A 16,077-nucleotide genomic window follows, 5' to 3' on the forward strand; every position below is an offset into this window, starting at 1 on the left:
AATTGACCCGAACCAGTCTGACCAGCAGAAATCGAACACCACCCCGTTCCCAGGGCAACCCCTCTAACTTACCAGCCATCTGGACAGACACGAACCGTCCAGACAAACCAGAAGAAGTGGGATGCGCGGGCATCTCCGAGATTCTGCGAACCTGCGGCGCCCTGCGCTCCGCAACTCTAGCAGCCCTGAACCCCTACCCGGCGCCACATAGGTAATCCTCAGGTCCTCCCCTCACCACCTGACACTCAAACCTGTCCAACACGCCGCCCCACATCCGTGAAGGCAAGCCGACCGCAAGCCATCCGCAATCGTGTCTCGGTACGAAGTACCTACGAGCACCATGCGCCCACGGAGGTGTCCACCATGACTCGCTCGGAGTTCGACGACATCCGCGCCTACCTCGCCGACGAGGCGACTCATGCTGGAGACCTGCTGCGAGTCGCCCGGACCCTGATCGACGACCTCGAACACGCCCGCATGCGCGAGGCTGTTCTGCGGACGCACTACCTGCGCCTGCTCACCGCCGCCAGGGCCACGGTCGCCGCGGACATCGCGGACGCGCCCGATCCCCTGGCTTTCATCAAGCACGAACTGGCCGAGCGGGGGCAACTACCCGCCGACGGCGAGGCCGTACAACGGATCCTGTCCGATGCCCGGACTGCGGCGGCGCTGCTCGCCTGCCTGGAGCAGAAGGAGACCATCCGCCCGCGCGGCATGCGCTCGCGCCGCTGCGTCGGCACCGGGCGCCGGCTGCCGCGCTAAGCCGTCAACTCCTCCACCGTGCCGGCGAACGCCGACCAGGACAGTTCGGTGTCGGGCGTCCGCTCATGGGGGCGGCGAAACTGGTCGACGAAGATGGCCACGTCGTCCAGGGCCCATCGAAGGCGGTAGAAGGCCAGGGCGGCCGGCCGCGGCCGACGGCCGGACACGTCCACGTATCTCTCGAGATTTCCCTCGTACATCCAGAGGTCTCGCTCGGGCGGCGCCAAACCCACCGTGTCCCAGTCGACCAGCAGGCCCCGCTCCCCCTGCCACAGTAGGTTGCCCGGGTGCGGCTCCCCATGGGTGACCACGCGCACGTCCCAGTCGACTTCGCTCGCCAACCGATCGAACTCGTCCAGCCGTCGCCGCAGCCCCTTGGCGTGGTCCGCTACCAGCGATCCGGCGGCTCGCGTGAACGGGCCGGCCTCCCAGGGACGATCAGACCCCGCGATGGCCTGCTCCAGACTCGCCCGATGCGACGGTTGGCGTTGAGGAGCAGAGCACTGTGCCGGTGGCTCCACCTCGTGCAGTCTGGCCAGCAGGTCCACGACCAGTCCTCGCTGTGTGGGGGTCAGCTCCTGGCCGAATGATCCAGGCATGCCGTCCAGGTACTGGAAGACACTCACGGCGTATCGGGCACCGGCCTGCCGGACGGTCTCGCCGTGAGCCGTGCGTACGGGAGCCACAACGAAGTCCAGGTCGCGCAGCGCGTCGGCGGTGTCCATGGCGTGGCGGAGAGCGGCTGTCCCGTGCGCGCCCTTCAGGCGCAGGTCGACGGCGGTGACGAACCACCGCCGCCCATCAGCGCCGGTCGCGATCCAGTGGTGGTCACCGAAACCAACTGGGGCGTAAGCCAACACGATGGGTTGAATGCCCCATTCGGGTAGGACCAGCCGGAGGGCGTGCTCGTCAAGATCACTGGGTCGGTCCTGCATCTTTGTCCTGTTATCGGACGGACGTAAAGCGGTGACCGGATGACAACTCGGCACATACTCGCCCTTGGGCGTACGGCTGTAAGACTTCGCGTATGTGGCAACGAGGGTTGAATTGGGCGGCAATCATCCTTGTCGGAGTATTCGGCCTAATGTGGCTCGGTGTCGTGATTTATGCGGACGAAGCCTCTCCTCTTTGGATGCGGATCGTGGAAGCCGTCTTCGGCGTCCTTCTGACCTGCTGGGCCATACGAAAAGCAGTCCTGATGATCAATAAAGCCTGAGAGCCATGAGCGAGCACCTGGACGAACCCAGGCACGACATGGGCGACGCGCAGGAGCCATGGATCTGGACAGACTCTCCCAGCAGCACCGAATCACCGAGATGGACGACGAGGCGTCGGCGCGGAGCAGCTCGCGGTGGACTCGCGAGGGGGCGGGCGAGTCCGCCACGCTCGTGGACCTGCTGGAAGAGCCTGGGGCGGATGTCAAGCAGGACGATCGCCGGGGCCCGAGGTCACGGCGTGTACGGCGGGGCCACGCCCCAGCCCCAGCGAGGCACCGGGGCATGGGTGACGGGCCGGGCCCCTGGTCGCGAGTTGTGCAGGGCGAGTCGCGTGCCCCACTCGACGTAGCCGGCGAACGCCGCCCTGAATTCGGGATCGTCCGGCAGTCCCACCTCGTCGGCCGCGTCCATGAGCAGGTTGATCCAACGGCGGCGCTGCGGCTCGGTGATCGCCTTGCCAAGGTGCATGGAGAGCATGTGCGGGTAGCCGCCCCGGTCCTCGGTATAGCGTTCGTGGCCACCGAAGACCTCGCCCAGCCACATGGCGACATATCTGGGGTGAGCGGCATCCATGTGCTCGAACAACGGGCCGATCAGATCATCCCTCTTCACCTGCCGGTAGAAGGCATCGGTCAGGCGTTCCAGGGCCGGCGCGCCTCCCGCCCATTCGTAGAGCGTGGGTACGCTTTCCTCTGTCATGTAATGATGTAATCAACAGACCGAAGGCATTTCAAGGGTCCCTAGGTCGCCTGATCGGCAACTGCAGGACTCCTTTCCGCCGAGCGACTGCTCCACCGGTGACGCGCCTGAGCCTGACGCTGGATGGGACCGGGCGGGAGTGGCGGCACTGCTGTCAGAGGCGAGCACCGAAGGGCCAGCTATCTGGCTGTCTCCTGGCCCTTCGGGGCTCGTGACCAGGTCAGGGCAAGGTAACCGCAGAACTCAGCCGATGGAGAGCGGTTGCTCGTCGGGGTCGTCGGCGAAGCCGGGGACCCAGCGGATCACCTCGTCACGGAACCGGGCGGTGGCGTTGAGCTGGCAGAGCACGCCGACACCCGCCGCGTGCACCCGGTGGATGAGGACGTAGGACACGGGGAGGTTGAGCTGGCGCACCACGTTGTTGGGCCGTAGGTCGGTGACGCTGGCGGCCTGGGTCTGTAGCCATTGGCGGCTGAAGGTGAACTCCTCCACGGCCGTCGGCTCCACGTAGGGGGCGAGGAAACCCCGGAGGGCGTCGACGTCCACCTCTATGCCGGGCAGGATGAAGCCCTCGGCGCGGAGCCCCTCGACCACGCTCTCCATGTCGCCCTGGTTGAAGATGCGGGTGAGCTGGCCGAAGACCTTGGGGTAGCCCTCCGGGAGACGGTTGACCGCGCCGAAGTCGAGGATGCCGAGACTGCCGTCGTCGAGCATGCGGAAGTTGCCCGGATGAGGGTCGGCGTGGAGCATGCCCACCCGGGCCGGTGAGCAGAACAGAAAACGGACGAAGAGCAGCCCCATCCGGTCGCGTTCTTCCTGGGTGCCCTCGGCGATGACCCGGGACAGCGGGGTGCCGTCCATCCATTCGGTGACCAGCACCATCTCGTTGGCGGCGATCACGTCGGGCACGTGGAAGTCGGGATCGTCGCGGAACTCCAGAGCGAAGGCGTGCTGGGCCTCGGCCTCGCGGAAGTAGTCGAGCTCTTCGGCGATGCGCTCGCGCAGCTCGGAGAGGACCGCCTTGATGTCGAGGCCCGGCAGCAACACGCCGAAGAGTTTGCCGAGGCGGGCCAGCTGCGTGAAGTCGCCGAGCAGGGCCTTACCGGCGCCTGGGTACTGGATCTTGACGGCGACTTCGCGGCCGTCGTGCCACACCGCGCGGTGGACCTGGCCAATGGAGGCCGCCGCGGTGGGCTGGTCGTCGAAGGAACGGAAGTTTTCCCGCCAGTCGTCGCCCAGTTGCTCGGAGAGCACCCGGTGGACCGTGGCCACGGGTAGCGGGGGCGCGGCCTCCTGCAGCTTGGTCAGCGTGGCCCGGTAGGGGCCGACGATCTCCTGGGGCAGTGCCGCCTCGAAGATGGACAGCGCCTGCCCGAGCTTCATGGCGCCGCCCTTGAGCTCGCCGAGCACCTTGAAGATCTGCTCGGCGGTGCGCTGCTGGATCTCCTGGGCGACGAGCTCGGCGGGCCTGCCTCCGATGCGCTTGCCCAGGCCGAGTGCGGTGCGGCCGGCGAACCCGAGCGGAAGGGTGGCCAGTTTTGCGGAGCGCGTGACGGCGCGGCGTGGCAGATCGCTCACACTGATGCGCGGTGTCTCGATCGAGAAACCGCTCCTCCCTTCGCGATGTCGTCTCCGGATCAGGTCAGTCCCTGGTCGCTGACATCCTCCATTCTTAGCGAATAAGGATTGTTTCGCATACAACGACATTCGGGATGAGGGCTCCAGGGCCTGGTTTTCCAGTGCCAATCAGGCATGACGTCCACTGTGCCATTGGTCACAGCAGCCTCCCGGCCATCAAGATACGCAAGCGCGTGACCGGTCACGGAGGCGGCCATGAGTGCCGCCAGAGTGGTGTCGCAGGCGATCTCGCCGGGCGGATAGCCGCCCAGGCGGGCAGTGACGATCGGCCAGTCGGGGTCGCCGTCGCGCCGGGTGAGGTCGAGACAGTGCAGGCAGGCGGTGTGGCCGGGCAGCACCAGAGGCCCCACGGATCCGTGCCCCTCGAAGGCGGAGACCAGGAGGTGGGCGATGCCGAGCGTGGTCAACTCGCTGACGAGCACGCCGTCGAGCGGCCCGACCGGGGCGAGGATGACGAGATCGGGGCGCTCGGTCCGATCGCCCAGGTAGGGGCCGCCGGCCCGCACACCGCTGGACGACGTGGCCCCGTCACCGGGCAGGAGCCTGCGCGCCACGGCCACCGCCCCGTCCTGTCGGCTCATCCCCGCCTCAGCCCAGGTCAGCCCACCCGGTGTGAGGTCGCGCACCCGGACCGGCCCCGGATCGATCACCCGGATGTCTCCCACCGCGCAGGCGGCCAGGAGAGCGACCACCTGGGCTCCGACCCGGCCGGCTCCGTAGACCCGCACCCGGGCCCGTCGCCTGACGGCCAGCACGGCCGCCGCGCCCTCCGGAGCGGTCGACGCCAGGTCGAGGGCGTCGAGGTCGGGGGCAAGCCGGTCACGCTCGGCGAGCGGCAACTCCTTCGCGAGAACCGTGGCGGCGTCGTGCACGACTCCACGCGCGGTGAGCTGGTCGAGCAACCCTCGCGCCTCCTGCTCGGCCAGGCCGGCCGCCGACGCCGCAAGCAGCGTCTGCCCGAGGTCGCGGCTCCCGTCGAGCCCGTCGAGCCATTGCCGGACGGACCGCGTCAGCCCGGTCAGCAGGACCGCCCGCCCGGGATGCACGCCCAGTTGCAACGTCTGCTCGTCGCGGAGGATCCGCTTCAACGCGGGCTTCACACGTGGCCTCATGGCCGCAAGATTCGCACGCGCGCCCGCCCTCCGGAGCGGCTTCGCGGGCTCCTGTGGATAACCCCGTAGCTGAGCGGCCGGCCTGTGGACGGTTACGATCTCCGGCATGAACGAGCTCTTGGTCGATCGCTCGGAAGACGGTGTCGTCCGGGTCACCCTCAATCTGCCCGACCGGCGTAACGCGATGACCGACGACATGACGGAGCAGTGGCGCCGAACGATGGCCGAGCTGGCCACCGACCAGGACGTCCGCTGTGTGGTGGTCACGGGGGCGGGGACGGCGTTCAGCTCGGGCGGCGATCTGTCCTGGCTGGGCGAGCGAGGTGCGGAGCCGGTGCCTCGACTGCGGGATCGGATGCTCGGGTTCTATCGCACGTGGCTGTCCATCACCGAGCTGGAGGTGCCCACGATCGCCGCCGTCAACGGGGCCGCCGTGGGCGCGGGGCTCTGCGTGGCACTGGCCTGCGACCTGATCTACGCCGCCGACGACGCCAAGCTGCTGGCGCCGTTCACCTCGTTGGGTCTGCACCCGGGGATGGCGGCGACGTACCTGCTGCCCAGGAGGGTGGGGGTCGGGCTGGCCCGGGAGATGCTGCTCGCCGGCCGCACGCTCACCGGGGCGGAGGCGGCGGGCAAGGGACTGGTGGATCAAGCCTTCCCCAGGGCCGACCTCATGAGCGAGGTCGACACGGTCGCCCGGAAGATCGCCGCAAACGCCCCCATCGCCACCAAACTCACCAAGGTTGCCCTCAACCAGGACCATCAGGACCTTGAAGCCGCACTGCGCTGGGAGTCGCTCGCCCAGCCGGTGACCATGGCCTCTGCCGACATGATCGAGGGTTTGACCGCCCATCGGGAAAGGCGCATGCCCAAATTCACCGGGTCTTAATCATCTGACCAGCAGAAACAACCCCTCTCCCTCTGTGGAATTTCGTCAGTCTCGGCTAACGTGCATATGTGCCCCCCGAGACAGTCGAGGTTCGTCGCAGTCCTCGTCGCCGGCGGACGGTGTCCGCCTACCGCGACGGCGACAAGACGATCGTGCTGCTGCCCTCCTGGCTGACCGGTGAAGACGCTGACGAATGGGTGAGCCGGATGCTCGATCGGCTGGCGGCCAAGGAGCGCCGAAGGCGGCCGACCGACGAGGACCTCCTCGCCAGGGCGATAGAGCTGTCGATGAAGTTCCTCGACGGCAAGGCCGAGCCGGTGAGTGTGCGCTGGGTCGACAACCAGCAGCACCGATGGGGCTCCTGCACCCCGGAGAACGGCACGATCCGCATCTCGACGCGACTCAAGGGCCTGCCAGAGTGGGTGATCAACTACGTGATCATCCACGAGTTGGTGCACCTGCTCGTGCCGAGCCACGGCCCCGCGTTCTGGAAGCTGGTGGAGCAGTATCCCAAGGCGGAGCGGGCGCGTGGATTCCTCGAAGGGTTCTCCGCCGCCGGGCACTCCACACCGGAGGAGTGTTGACGCGCGTCGTCGCGGTGCTGGCACGCCGGGGCATGGCGGGGGCGGCCCCCGAGGGCGTCGACCCCCGGACGTTCCTCGAGGCGATCGCCGAGGACACCTACGAGATGGTCGCGAGCCTGGAGCTCGTCACGCCGGTCCTGGTGACGAGCGTTCCGGAGCTTGAGGAGATCGTCTGGCCCGGCACCGAGGTGATCGTGGTCGACGAGGACACTCCGCTCTCCGGTGTCATCGGGCGGCTGAAGGGCGACCAGGCCGCCGTCGTCGCCGCCGACGCGCCCGACCTGCCGCCGCTGCTGATCGGCAAGTTGTTCCGCGAGTTGGGCCGCGCCCAGATCACGGTCTGCCCGGCCGAGCACGGCGGAGCCGTGGCGTTGGCCTGCGGGCTCCCGATGCCCGGCTGGGCCGATCCCGATCTCGATGACCCCCACCTGGTGGCGACCCTGCGTGCTCGGGCCCCCGGCCCTCGCATGGTCGCGACCGGGCCAGGCTGGCACCGCCTGCGCACCCGCGCCGACCTCGACCGCCTCGACCCCGGTCTCGAAGGCTGGGACTCCACCCGTGCCCTGATCAGGGCACTCTGAGCTCGGCGAACACCGCGCGGTGGTCGGTGCCGGGCACGGTGTGCACGCTGACATCCTTGACGCCCACGCGCCGGTCGACCAGCACGTGGTCGATCGTGATGATCGACGGCACCCGCTTGTTCGCCGGCCAGGTCGGGATCAGGCCCGCGCCCACCTGGCCGGCCGCGTCCTTGTAGCCGCGTGACATCAACCGCCGCATGGGAGCGTGGTCGATCGTCGCATTGAAGTCGCCCGCCAGCACCCGCACTCTCTCGGCCGACGCCGGCGGCAGCGCCTCCAGTGCCTCGTTCCAATCAGTGAACTGGCGGCCCACCGGCGGGTAGGGATGCACGTCCACGAGCTCGATCGCCTTGCCGCCAGGCAGCGACACCAGGGCCGCCGGCATGTTGTGCCCGATCGGCGGGACCATCGGGTCGAGCGGCTCGACGGGATGCTTGGAGTAGATGCCGCTGCCGCTCGCGCTCCACTCGTCCTGGAGCACCCGGTGTGGCATCAGGGTCTTCAGCCCTGCCGCGTCGAGCTCGCTGACCGCGCCAGGCGTCAGCTCCTGGGTGCTCAGCACGTCGGGATCGAACCGGCGTACCAGGTCGACGACCGTCTCCACGTCGGCCCGCCCGAACAGCAGATTGATCGTCAGCACCTTCAACGGCCTGCCCGCCGTGGCCTCGGCGGAGCCGAGCGTCCGGGGCAGCACGGTGAGGCCGAAAGCGGTCGTCGTGAGCAGGGCGACCACGGTCGCGGCCCGCTTGCGCCCGAGCGCCGCGATCAGCAGGGGGACCAGCGAACCCGCGGCGGCGTACGGGGTGGCGGTCATGAGCTGTGTGGGCAGCGACCCGCGCTCCAGCCCTGCCACCCTGGCCACGGCCCAGGCGGCGAACGGCGTGACCGCCAACCAGGTCAGCGCGGCGCCGCCGATCTTGCGGCGCGGCCCGCGCACGGGCGTGACGATCGTGCCCCCGACAGGACTCTCGGCTGAGACGTCCACCTATCCCCCTTTTGGAACGGTACGGACTCTAGCCGTGTGCGCGTGAACTTGACGTAAGGGCCGCCCGGCCACGGGCCGCCAGCCGGCGGGTGGCGTCGTCGGAGAGCTCGGGGATCTCGTCGACCGGGAACCAGCGCAGGTCGAGCGACTCCTCGCTGATCACAGCCTCGGCGTCGGCGGGAGCCACGGCGGCGTACTCGACGTCGAGGTGCCAGCTGTGGGGAGGATGGCACCACACCTTGTGCCGGTCGAGCGCCAGCGGGCCGGGGAGCAGTCGGAGCCCCTCGATCCCGGACTCCTCGGTGGCCTCACGCAGCGCGGTGGCCTCGAGCGTCGGGTCGGACGGCTCGCAGTGACCGCCCATCGGGAGCCACATCCCGGCCTTGGGATGGAGGGTGAGCAGCACGCGCGCACCGTCGTGTGACAGCACCGCGGTGGTCGCCGTCAGGTGCCCGGGCACGCACTCGCGCCACATCGCGTCGTGGTGCGCGCGCAGGTGGTCGAGGAACTCCTCGCGCAGTAGTTTCTCCTCGACGGTCGGCGCCACCCAGCCGGTCAGCACGTCAACCGCGTCTCGGTGTGAGCTCAACTCCCGTCGCCCTCGTCATCGGGCTTGGTCTCCAGCTGTGAGATGTCCCACGACGAGTCGCCACGGACGAACGCTTCGGGATCGTCCAGATCGTCGGCGTGCGGCATGAGGTCGGGGTGTGACCAGAGAGCGTCGCGCTCGTCGATGCCGCGCGCGTCCTTCAGCGCCTGCCAGAGGGCCGCCGCCTCGCGGAGCCGGCGGGGCCGCAGCTCCAGGCCGACCAGCGTGCCGAAGGTAAGCTCGGCCGGGCCGCCCGTGGCGCGCCGCCGGCGTACCGTCTCGGCCAGCGCGCCGGCGGAGGGCAGCTTGCCCTCGGCGGCCTGGCCGACCACAGTGGCCACCCAGCCCTCGACCAGGGCGAGCATCGTCTCCAGGCGCGTCAGCGCGGCCTTCTGCCGCTCGGTCTCCTCGGGCTTGAGGAGCGCGCCGCCGCTCAGTGCCTCCTGGATCGCCTCCGGGTTGTTGATGTCGAGGCCGCGGATCTGCTCCTCCAGGGCGGAGGTGTCGACCGTGATGCCCCTGGCGTACTCCTCGACCGCGCCGAGCAGGTGCGAGCGCAGCCACGGCACGTGCTGGAACAGCCGGTGGTGAGCGGCCTCGCGCAGCGCCAGGTAGAGCCTGATCTCGTCGGCGGGCAGCTCGAGGCCCTGGCTGAAGGAGGCGATGCCGCCGGGCAACAGCGCGGCGGTGCCGGACAGCGGCAGGCCGATGTCGCTGGTGCCGATCACCTCGCGGGCCAGCGAGCCGAGGGCCTGGCCGATCTGCTGGCCGACCATCATGCCGCCCATCTGCTTGAGCATGCCCATCAGCGGCCCGGCCATCTGCTGCGCCTCGGGTGGCAGACCGGCTCCGCCGAGCGCGCCGCCCATGGTGTCGACCATGCGCTCGGCGATCGGCTCGCAGAGCTTGCGCCACACCGGGATCGTGTTCTCGATCCACTCGGAACGACTCCACGCCTGCGGATTGGACACACCGCTGGGCAGCGAGGTCGCCTCGTTCAGCCAGAGGTCGGCCAGGCTCAGCGCGTCGACGATCTGACGGCGTTCGCCTTCCATGACGCTGGGATCACCGTCGGCGACCACGGCGTGGCGGGCTATGTTCTTCGCCATGTCCCAGTTGACAGGGCCCGAACCCTGCGGCGCCGACAGCATGTCGGCGAACTGGCGCATCGCCTGAGCCATCTGCTCAGGGTTGCCGAACATGGCGAACGGGTTCTCGTTAGGGTCGTTTTCGCGACCTGGCAGGTCAGTCACCGCTCTACCTCGTGCAGGATGGAGGAGTCCACATCCGCAACGTTAGTCGTCCTACGGCGGTTCAGTGCAAAGTGAGGACCTGGTGCCTACCTCGAAACGCCCGCGCCAACCAGTCGTAGCCGTCACCGGCGCGGCCTCCGGCCTAGGCCGCGAGCTGCTCGCGAGACTCGTATCCTCCGCGGATTTCCGCAAAGTGGTGGCCATCGACGAAGAGCGCGGCGACATCCAGGAAGCCACGTGGAGAGTGATCGACGTACGAGATCCGCTCTTGGCGAACCGGATCTCCGACATCGACGTCCTGGTGCATCTGGCCGGCGACTACGCGGTCGACTCCGATCCGGGCGAGCGCCGGGCCTACAACCTGCGGGCGGCGCAGACCGTGCTGACCGCCTCCGCCGCCGCGCGGGTCCGCCGTGTGGTGCTCGTCACGAGCGCCATGGTGTACGGCGCCGCGCCCGAGAACGACGTGCCGCTGCCGGAGGACGCCGCGGTCGCCGCCGAGCCCGACACCGGCGTGGTGGGCGACTACCTGGAGATCGAGGCGCTGGTCCGCCGGGCGCTGCGCAGCCATCCGGGGCTCGAGGTGACCGTGCTCCGGCCCGCGGCGGTGGTGGGGCCGGGGGTCGACACGGTCATCACCCGGCATTTCGAGTCGCCCAGGCTGCTGACGGTCAAGGGCTGCTCACCGCGCTGGCAGTTCTGCCACCTCGACGACCTGCTGTCGGCTCTGGTGCTGGCCGCGCGCGGCCTGGTGAAAGGCGTGCTGGCGGTGGGCTCCGACGGGTGGCTGGAGCAGGAGAAGGTCGAGGAGCTGTCGGGGCTGCGGAGATTCGAGCTGCCCGCCGGGCTGACGTTCGGCACGGCTCAGCGCCTGCACCGGCTCGGCATCACCCCGGCTCCCGCGACCGACCTGCACTACGTGGTCTACCCGTGGGTCGTCGACTGCGCGGGGCTGCGAGAGGCCGGCTGGAAGCCCGCCTGGACCAACGAGGCGGCGCTGGAGCAGTTGCTGGAGCTCCGCGAGAACCGTACGACCGTGGTCGGCAGGCGGCTGCCGGTCAAGGAGGCGACGCTCACGGCCGCCGGCGCCACCGTCGCGGTCATCGGCACCGCGGCCATCGTCCATCAGGTGCGCAAGAAGCGGCGTCTCTGAACGCGGCATCTCCGGACAGACTATGTAGGCTCCCTTACGTGGACGTCATCCGGTTGCTCGGCATTCGCGACACTGCGCTCTCCGTGGACGAGGTGCTGGCCGCCGTGAGCGACCACGCCGCCGGCGGCACCGCCGTCTTCATCGGCACCGTACGTGAGCAGGATCACGGCAAGCCGGTGACCCGGCTGTCCTATTCGGCCCATCCGTCGGCGGTCGAGGAGCTGAGGCGGGTGGCCGAGAAGGTCGCCGCCGACTTCTCCGTGACCGCGCTGGCCGCCGTCCACCGGGTCGGCGATCTGGAGCTCGGCGACACGGCGGTGATCGTGGCGGTGGCCTGTCCGCATCGTGACGAGGCGTTCAAGGCGTCCCGTCGACTGATCGACGATCTCAAGGCCCAGGTCCCGATCTGGAAACATCAGCTGTTCGCCGACGGGTCGGCCGAGTGGGTCGGTGCCTGCGAATAAGCTCGTCTCCATGTCGCGACGCGCCTTGACCCTGCTGGTTTCGGGTTTTCTCGTGCTCGTGCTCGGCATCCTCGGCGCCACCGCGAAGGTTCCGTACGTCGTGCTGAGCCCCGGGCCGACCGAGAACACGATCGGCGAGATCGAGAAGAAACCCGTGATCGCGATCAGCGGACGGCCGACCTACCCGACCGGCGGTGCGCTGAGCCTGGTCACGGTGGCCTACCAGGGCGGCCCCAGCAGCCGGATCGACCTGCTGACCGCGCTGCGGGGTTGGATCGATCCGAGCGTCGCCGTCGTCCCCGAGGAGACGATCTTCCCCGACACCCGCTCGCAGAAGCAGGTCGAGGAGGAGAACACCGTCGAGATGACCAACTCCCAGGACTACGCCACCGCCGCCGCGCTGACCGAGCTCAAGATCTCCTACGAGACCCTCGTCTTGGTCGCGTCCATCCAGAAGGGCAAGCCCGCCGACGGCAGGCTGAAGGACGGCGACAAGATCAACACCGTCGACGGCCGGCGGGTGACCGAGCTCAAGACCGTCTCCGACGCGGTCAGGGCGCACAAGCCGGGCGAGACCGTCACCTTCAACGTCACGCGGGGCGCGAAGACGCTGGACGTGACGGTGCCGACCGAGGCCGGCCCCGACGGCAAGGCGATCGTGGGCGTGGTCATGCAGCCCAAGTACGAGTTCCCGTTCGACGTCGACATCAACGTGGGCGACGTCGGCGGGCCGAGCGCGGGGCTGATGTTCTCTCTCGGCATCATCGACAAGCTCACTCCTGGCCAGCTCACCGGCGGCAAGGACATCGCGGGCACCGGCACCATCACCCCCGCCGGCCAGGTGGGCGCGATCGGCGGCATCGCCCAGAAGATGGTCGGCGCCCGCAAGTCGGGAGCCTCGGTGTTCCTCACCCCGGCCGAAAACTGCGACGAGGCCCTGCAAGCCGTGCCTGACGGGCTGCGCCTGGTCAAGGCCGACAATCTGCACAACGCGGTGCTCGCACTCGACGCGCTGCGCACCGGCAAGGGCGAAGTGCCCGCGTGCGGCACCGGATGAAACTTCTGGCGGCCGCCGTACGTTAGCCGTAGGGCTGGCCCTGCAGTGTAGGTTGCCAGACACGGACCGTTTGTTCATCACGACGAGGGGTTGGCCTTGAGCTTCCGGACCCCAGGAGCCGGCAGGGCGATGCGCTTGCCCCGCCGACCGCGACTGCTTCTGCCTGTCGCGATCGCGCTTGTGGCGATCGTGGCGTTCTTCTTCCTCTTCTCCGGCATTTATACCGACTATCTGTGGTTTGACGCGATCGACTACACGTCGGTCTTCTCCGGTGTGCTGCTGACCGAGATCGTGCTGTTCCTGGTGGGAGCGGTGCTGATGGTGGGCATCGTCGGCGGCAACATGCTGCTGGCCTTCCGGACGCGGCCGATGTTCGGGCCCGCCATGTTCGGCGGCGGCAGTGGCGCCGACCGCTACCGGATGGCGCTCGATCCCCACCGCAAGCTCATCTTCATCGTCGGCATGGGCATGCTCGCGCTCTTCGCGGGCTCGTCGTTCGCCGGGCAGTGGCAGACGTGGATGAAGTTCGCCAACGGCGCGTCGTTCGGCAAGGCGGACGCGCTGTTCGGGTTCGACATCTCGTTCTTCATGTTCGACTACCCGTTCATCCGGATGGTGCTGAACTTCCTGTTCACCGCGGTGATCATCTCGATCATCCTGTCGGCGATCACGCACTATCTGTACGGCGGATTCCGGCTGCAGTCGCCGGGCGTGCACGCCTCCCGCGCCGCGCGGGCGCACCTGTCGGTGCTGCTCGGGGTGTTCGTGCTGCTCAAGGCCGTCGCCTACTGGATCGACCGCTACGGTCTGGTCTTCTCCGACCGCGGCTTCGTCAACGGCGCGTCCTACACCGACGTCAACGCGGTGCTGCCGGCCAAGACGATCCTCGCGATCATCGCGCTGATCTGCGCCGCGCTGTTCTTCGCGGGCGTGATCAGGCCGGGTGGCATGCTCCCCGGCGTGTCCTTCGGCCTGCTGGTGCTGTCGGCCGTGCTGATCGGCGGCGTCTATCCCCTGCTGGTCGAGCAGTTCCAGGTCAAGCCCAACCAGCAGCTCAAGGAAGCCGCCTTCATCGATCGCAACATCGACGCGACCCGCGAGGCGTACGGCATCGCGGGCGCCGAAATGATCGAATACACCGCCGAGGCCGACCCGACCAAGGTCAAGACCAACGACGGCGACGCCTCCGTGTCCGGTGTGCGGCTGCTCGACCCGGCTCTGGTGTCCGCGACGTACGAGCAGACGCAGCGCATCCGCGGTTTCTACGGCTTCCCCGACCAGCTCGACGTCGACCGCTATCCCGACTCCAACGGCAAGTTGGTCGACCACGTGGTGAGCGTCCGCGAGCTGCTCGGCCCGCCCGAGGGCCAGAACAACTGGATCAACAAGGCTCTCGTCTACACGCACGGCTACGGCTTCGTGGCCGCGCCCGGCAATGAGGTCGACTCCGGCGGCCTGCCCGCGTACGACGCCAAGGACATGCCGGTCACCGGCCAGCTGTCCACCTCGACCAAGCTGTCGGAGCCACGCGTCTACTTCGGCGAGACTACCGCGGCCAACGAGTACGTCATCGCCGGCGGCAACCCCAACAACCCACAGGAGCTCGACTACCCGGAGACGGGCGGCACCGGCCAGAAGAACACGACCTACACCGGCAAGGGCGGGGTCCCGGTCGGCTCGTTCGTCAACCGGATGATGTTCGCCGCGAAGTACGGCGAGAAGAACATCCTGCTGTCGGGCGACGTGAACGACAACTCCAAGATCCTGTACGTGCGCAACCCGCGTGACAGGGTCGAGAAGGTCGCGCCGTTCCTCACCCTCGACGGCAACCCCTACCCGGCGATCATCGACGGCCGGATCACCTGGATCGTCGACGGCTACACGACCTCCAACGAGTATCCCTACTCGCAGAGCGAGAGCCTGGGTGACATGACCCGCGACACGACGACCGACCGTCGCGTGGTCGCGCAGCAGCCCCAGGACCACATCAACTACATCCGCAACTCGGTCAAGGCCACGGTCGACGCCTACGACGGCACGGTCACGCTCTACGGCTGGGACGACAACGACCCGGTGCTCAAGACCTGGAGCAAGGCCTTCCCCGGGATCATCCGCCCGGCCTCCGACATGAGCCCCGACCTCAACAGCCACGTGCGCTACCCCGAAGATCTCTTCAAGGTGCAGCGCTACACGCTCTCGCGCTATCACATCACCAACGCGGGCGCCTTCTACAGCGGCCAGGACTTCTGGAACGTCCCCAACGACCCGTCGCAGGGCGACCAGCAGACCAAGCAGCCGCCCTACTACCTGACCACCACGATGCCGGTCGGCAACGCCAAGCCGTCGTTCTCGCTGACGACGACGTTCGTGCCGAGGGAAGGCCCCAACCTGGCGGCCTTCATGGCAGCGGGTTCCACGGTGGGTGACGACTACGGCAAGCTGCGCATCCTGCGCATGCCTTCCAACACCGCCATCCCGGGACCGGGCCAGGCCCAGAACAACTTCCAGAACAAGTTCTCCGGCGAGCTCGGCCCGCTCGGCCTGGGCCAGGCCAACGTCAAATACGGCAACCTGCTGACCTTGCCGTACGCCGGTGGGCTCATCTACATCGAGCCCGTCTACGTACAGACCAAGGCGGGCACCGGGCAGGAGCCCTACCCCATCCTCAGGCGCGTCCTGGTGGCGTTCGGCAACAAGGTGGGGTCGGGTGACAAGCTGGAAGACGCTCTGAAGCAGGTGTTCGGCGACGCCCAGCAGACCACCCAGACGCAGCCTGACCAGCAGACCCAGCCCAACCAGCAGATCACGGCGCTGACACAGGCCATCACCACGGCGGAGAAGGCCTACGCGGACGCCCAGAACGCCCTCAAGGCCAACCCACCGAACTGGGAGGAGTACGGCAAGGCGCAGAAGCGCCTGGACGACGCGCTGAAGGCGCTGCGCAACCTCGGCACCGAGCCCGCGGCGACCGGCACGCCCAGCCCGTCACCTTCGGTCAGCCCGTCGGCCACGCCGACCACCTCCCCCACCGTGTCACCGACTCCATCACCGGCGCCCAGCCCTTAGTGGGCCGGGCGGCCCCGGCCGATCAGTT

General features: G+C 68.5%; 15 protein-coding genes. 8 read left to right on the plus strand and 7 right to left on the minus strand.

All coding sequences use genetic code 11. The annotated features are described in order from the left end of the window. Positions 1–363: 363 nt before the first annotated feature. Positions 364–762 carry a hypothetical protein gene (locus tag AC5L3X_RS14905; RefSeq protein ID WP_189128721.1) on the plus strand — a complete coding sequence of 133 codons (399 nt, stop codon included), beginning with the start codon at positions 364–366 and terminating at the stop codon, positions 760–762. On the opposite strand, the gene AC5L3X_RS14910 is transcribed toward AC5L3X_RS14905, so the two are convergent. The 4 genes from AC5L3X_RS14910 to AC5L3X_RS14925 all read right to left on the minus strand — a co-directional run bounded on the left by AC5L3X_RS14910 (position 759) and on the right by AC5L3X_RS14925 (position 5,428). Then, complete coding sequence (locus tag AC5L3X_RS14910) at positions 759–1,622, minus strand: phosphotransferase enzyme family protein (RefSeq protein ID WP_494857486.1); 864 nt, start codon at positions 1,620–1,622, stop codon at positions 759–761. The genes AC5L3X_RS14905 and AC5L3X_RS14910 overlap by 4 nt on opposite strands. A gap of 588 nt (positions 1,623–2,210) precedes the next feature. Next, positions 2,211–2,678 (minus strand): group II truncated hemoglobin, encoded by a 468-nt coding sequence (locus AC5L3X_RS14915; RefSeq protein WP_494857487.1) that lies wholly within the window; start codon positions 2,676–2,678, stop codon positions 2,211–2,213. A 243-nt stretch (positions 2,679–2,921) separates the two neighbouring features. Further along, positions 2,922–4,256 carry an ABC1 kinase family protein gene (locus tag AC5L3X_RS14920; RefSeq protein WP_494857488.1) on the minus strand — a complete coding sequence of 445 codons (1,335 nt, stop codon included), beginning with the start codon at positions 4,254–4,256 and terminating at the stop codon, positions 2,922–2,924. 59 nt (positions 4,257–4,315) lie between these two features. After that, on the minus strand, positions 4,316–5,428 hold the full coding sequence (locus AC5L3X_RS14925; protein WP_494857489.1) for a ThiF family adenylyltransferase: 1,113 nt from the start codon (positions 5,426–5,428) through the stop codon (positions 4,316–4,318). Between the two features lie 106 nt (positions 5,429–5,534). On the opposite strand from AC5L3X_RS14925, the gene AC5L3X_RS14930 reads away from it, so the two are divergent. The 3 genes from AC5L3X_RS14930 to AC5L3X_RS14940 all read left to right on the plus strand — a co-directional run bounded on the left by AC5L3X_RS14930 (position 5,535) and on the right by AC5L3X_RS14940 (position 7,482). Continuing rightward, positions 5,535–6,317, plus strand: coding sequence for an enoyl-CoA hydratase/isomerase family protein (locus AC5L3X_RS14930; protein WP_189128725.1), 783 nt, complete (start codon positions 5,535–5,537; stop codon positions 6,315–6,317). A gap of 68 nt (positions 6,318–6,385) precedes the next feature. Next, complete coding sequence (locus AC5L3X_RS14935) at positions 6,386–6,901, plus strand: M48 metallopeptidase family protein (RefSeq protein ID WP_189128726.1); 516 nt, start codon at positions 6,386–6,388, stop codon at positions 6,899–6,901. Next, on the plus strand, positions 6,898–7,482 hold the full coding sequence (locus tag AC5L3X_RS14940) for a glycosyltransferase family protein (protein ID WP_494857490.1): 585 nt from the start codon (positions 6,898–6,900) through the stop codon (positions 7,480–7,482). The genes AC5L3X_RS14935 and AC5L3X_RS14940 overlap by 4 nt, the downstream gene beginning before the upstream one ends. On the opposite strand, the gene AC5L3X_RS14945 is transcribed toward AC5L3X_RS14940, so the two are convergent. From AC5L3X_RS14945 to AC5L3X_RS14955, 3 genes are read right to left on the minus strand one after another with little or no spacing between them, the layout of a single operon-like run. Beyond that, positions 7,469–8,467, minus strand: a complete 999-nt coding sequence (locus AC5L3X_RS14945; RefSeq protein WP_494857491.1) for an endonuclease/exonuclease/phosphatase family protein — start codon at positions 8,465–8,467, stop codon at positions 7,469–7,471. The genes AC5L3X_RS14940 and AC5L3X_RS14945 overlap by 14 nt on opposite strands. Positions 8,468–8,495: 28 nt before the next feature. Beyond that, positions 8,496–9,056, minus strand: coding sequence for an NUDIX hydrolase (locus AC5L3X_RS14950; RefSeq protein WP_189128729.1), 561 nt, complete (start codon positions 9,054–9,056; stop codon positions 8,496–8,498). Next, positions 9,053–10,309 (minus strand): zinc-dependent metalloprotease, encoded by a 1,257-nt coding sequence (locus tag AC5L3X_RS14955; protein WP_225264299.1) that lies wholly within the window; start codon positions 10,307–10,309, stop codon positions 9,053–9,055. The genes AC5L3X_RS14950 and AC5L3X_RS14955 overlap by 4 nt, the downstream gene beginning before the upstream one ends. 79 nt (positions 10,310–10,388) lie before the next feature. On the opposite strand from AC5L3X_RS14955, the gene AC5L3X_RS14960 reads away from it, so the two are divergent. From AC5L3X_RS14960 to AC5L3X_RS14975, 4 genes are all read left to right on the plus strand, one after another. Continuing rightward, positions 10,389–11,462, plus strand: a complete 1,074-nt coding sequence (locus AC5L3X_RS14960) for an NAD-dependent epimerase/dehydratase family protein (RefSeq protein WP_494857800.1) — start codon at positions 10,389–10,391, stop codon at positions 11,460–11,462. Between the two features lie 38 nt (positions 11,463–11,500). Then, complete coding sequence (locus tag AC5L3X_RS14965; protein WP_494857492.1) at positions 11,501–11,926, plus strand: molybdenum cofactor biosynthesis protein MoaE; 426 nt, start codon at positions 11,501–11,503, stop codon at positions 11,924–11,926. A 10-nt stretch (positions 11,927–11,936) separates the two neighbouring features. Then, the gene (locus AC5L3X_RS14970) at positions 11,937–12,983 is read left to right on the plus strand and encodes a YlbL family protein (protein WP_494857493.1); all 1,047 of its coding nucleotides are present in this window, start codon (positions 11,937–11,939) and stop codon (positions 12,981–12,983) included. A gap of 129 nt (positions 12,984–13,112) precedes the next feature. Beyond that, on the plus strand, positions 13,113–16,049 hold the full coding sequence (locus tag AC5L3X_RS14975) for a UPF0182 family membrane protein (protein WP_494857494.1): 2,937 nt from the start codon (positions 13,113–13,115) through the stop codon (positions 16,047–16,049). Positions 16,050–16,077 lie beyond the last annotated feature (28 nt).

Source organism: Nonomuraea sp. CX421, assembly GCF_059358955.1.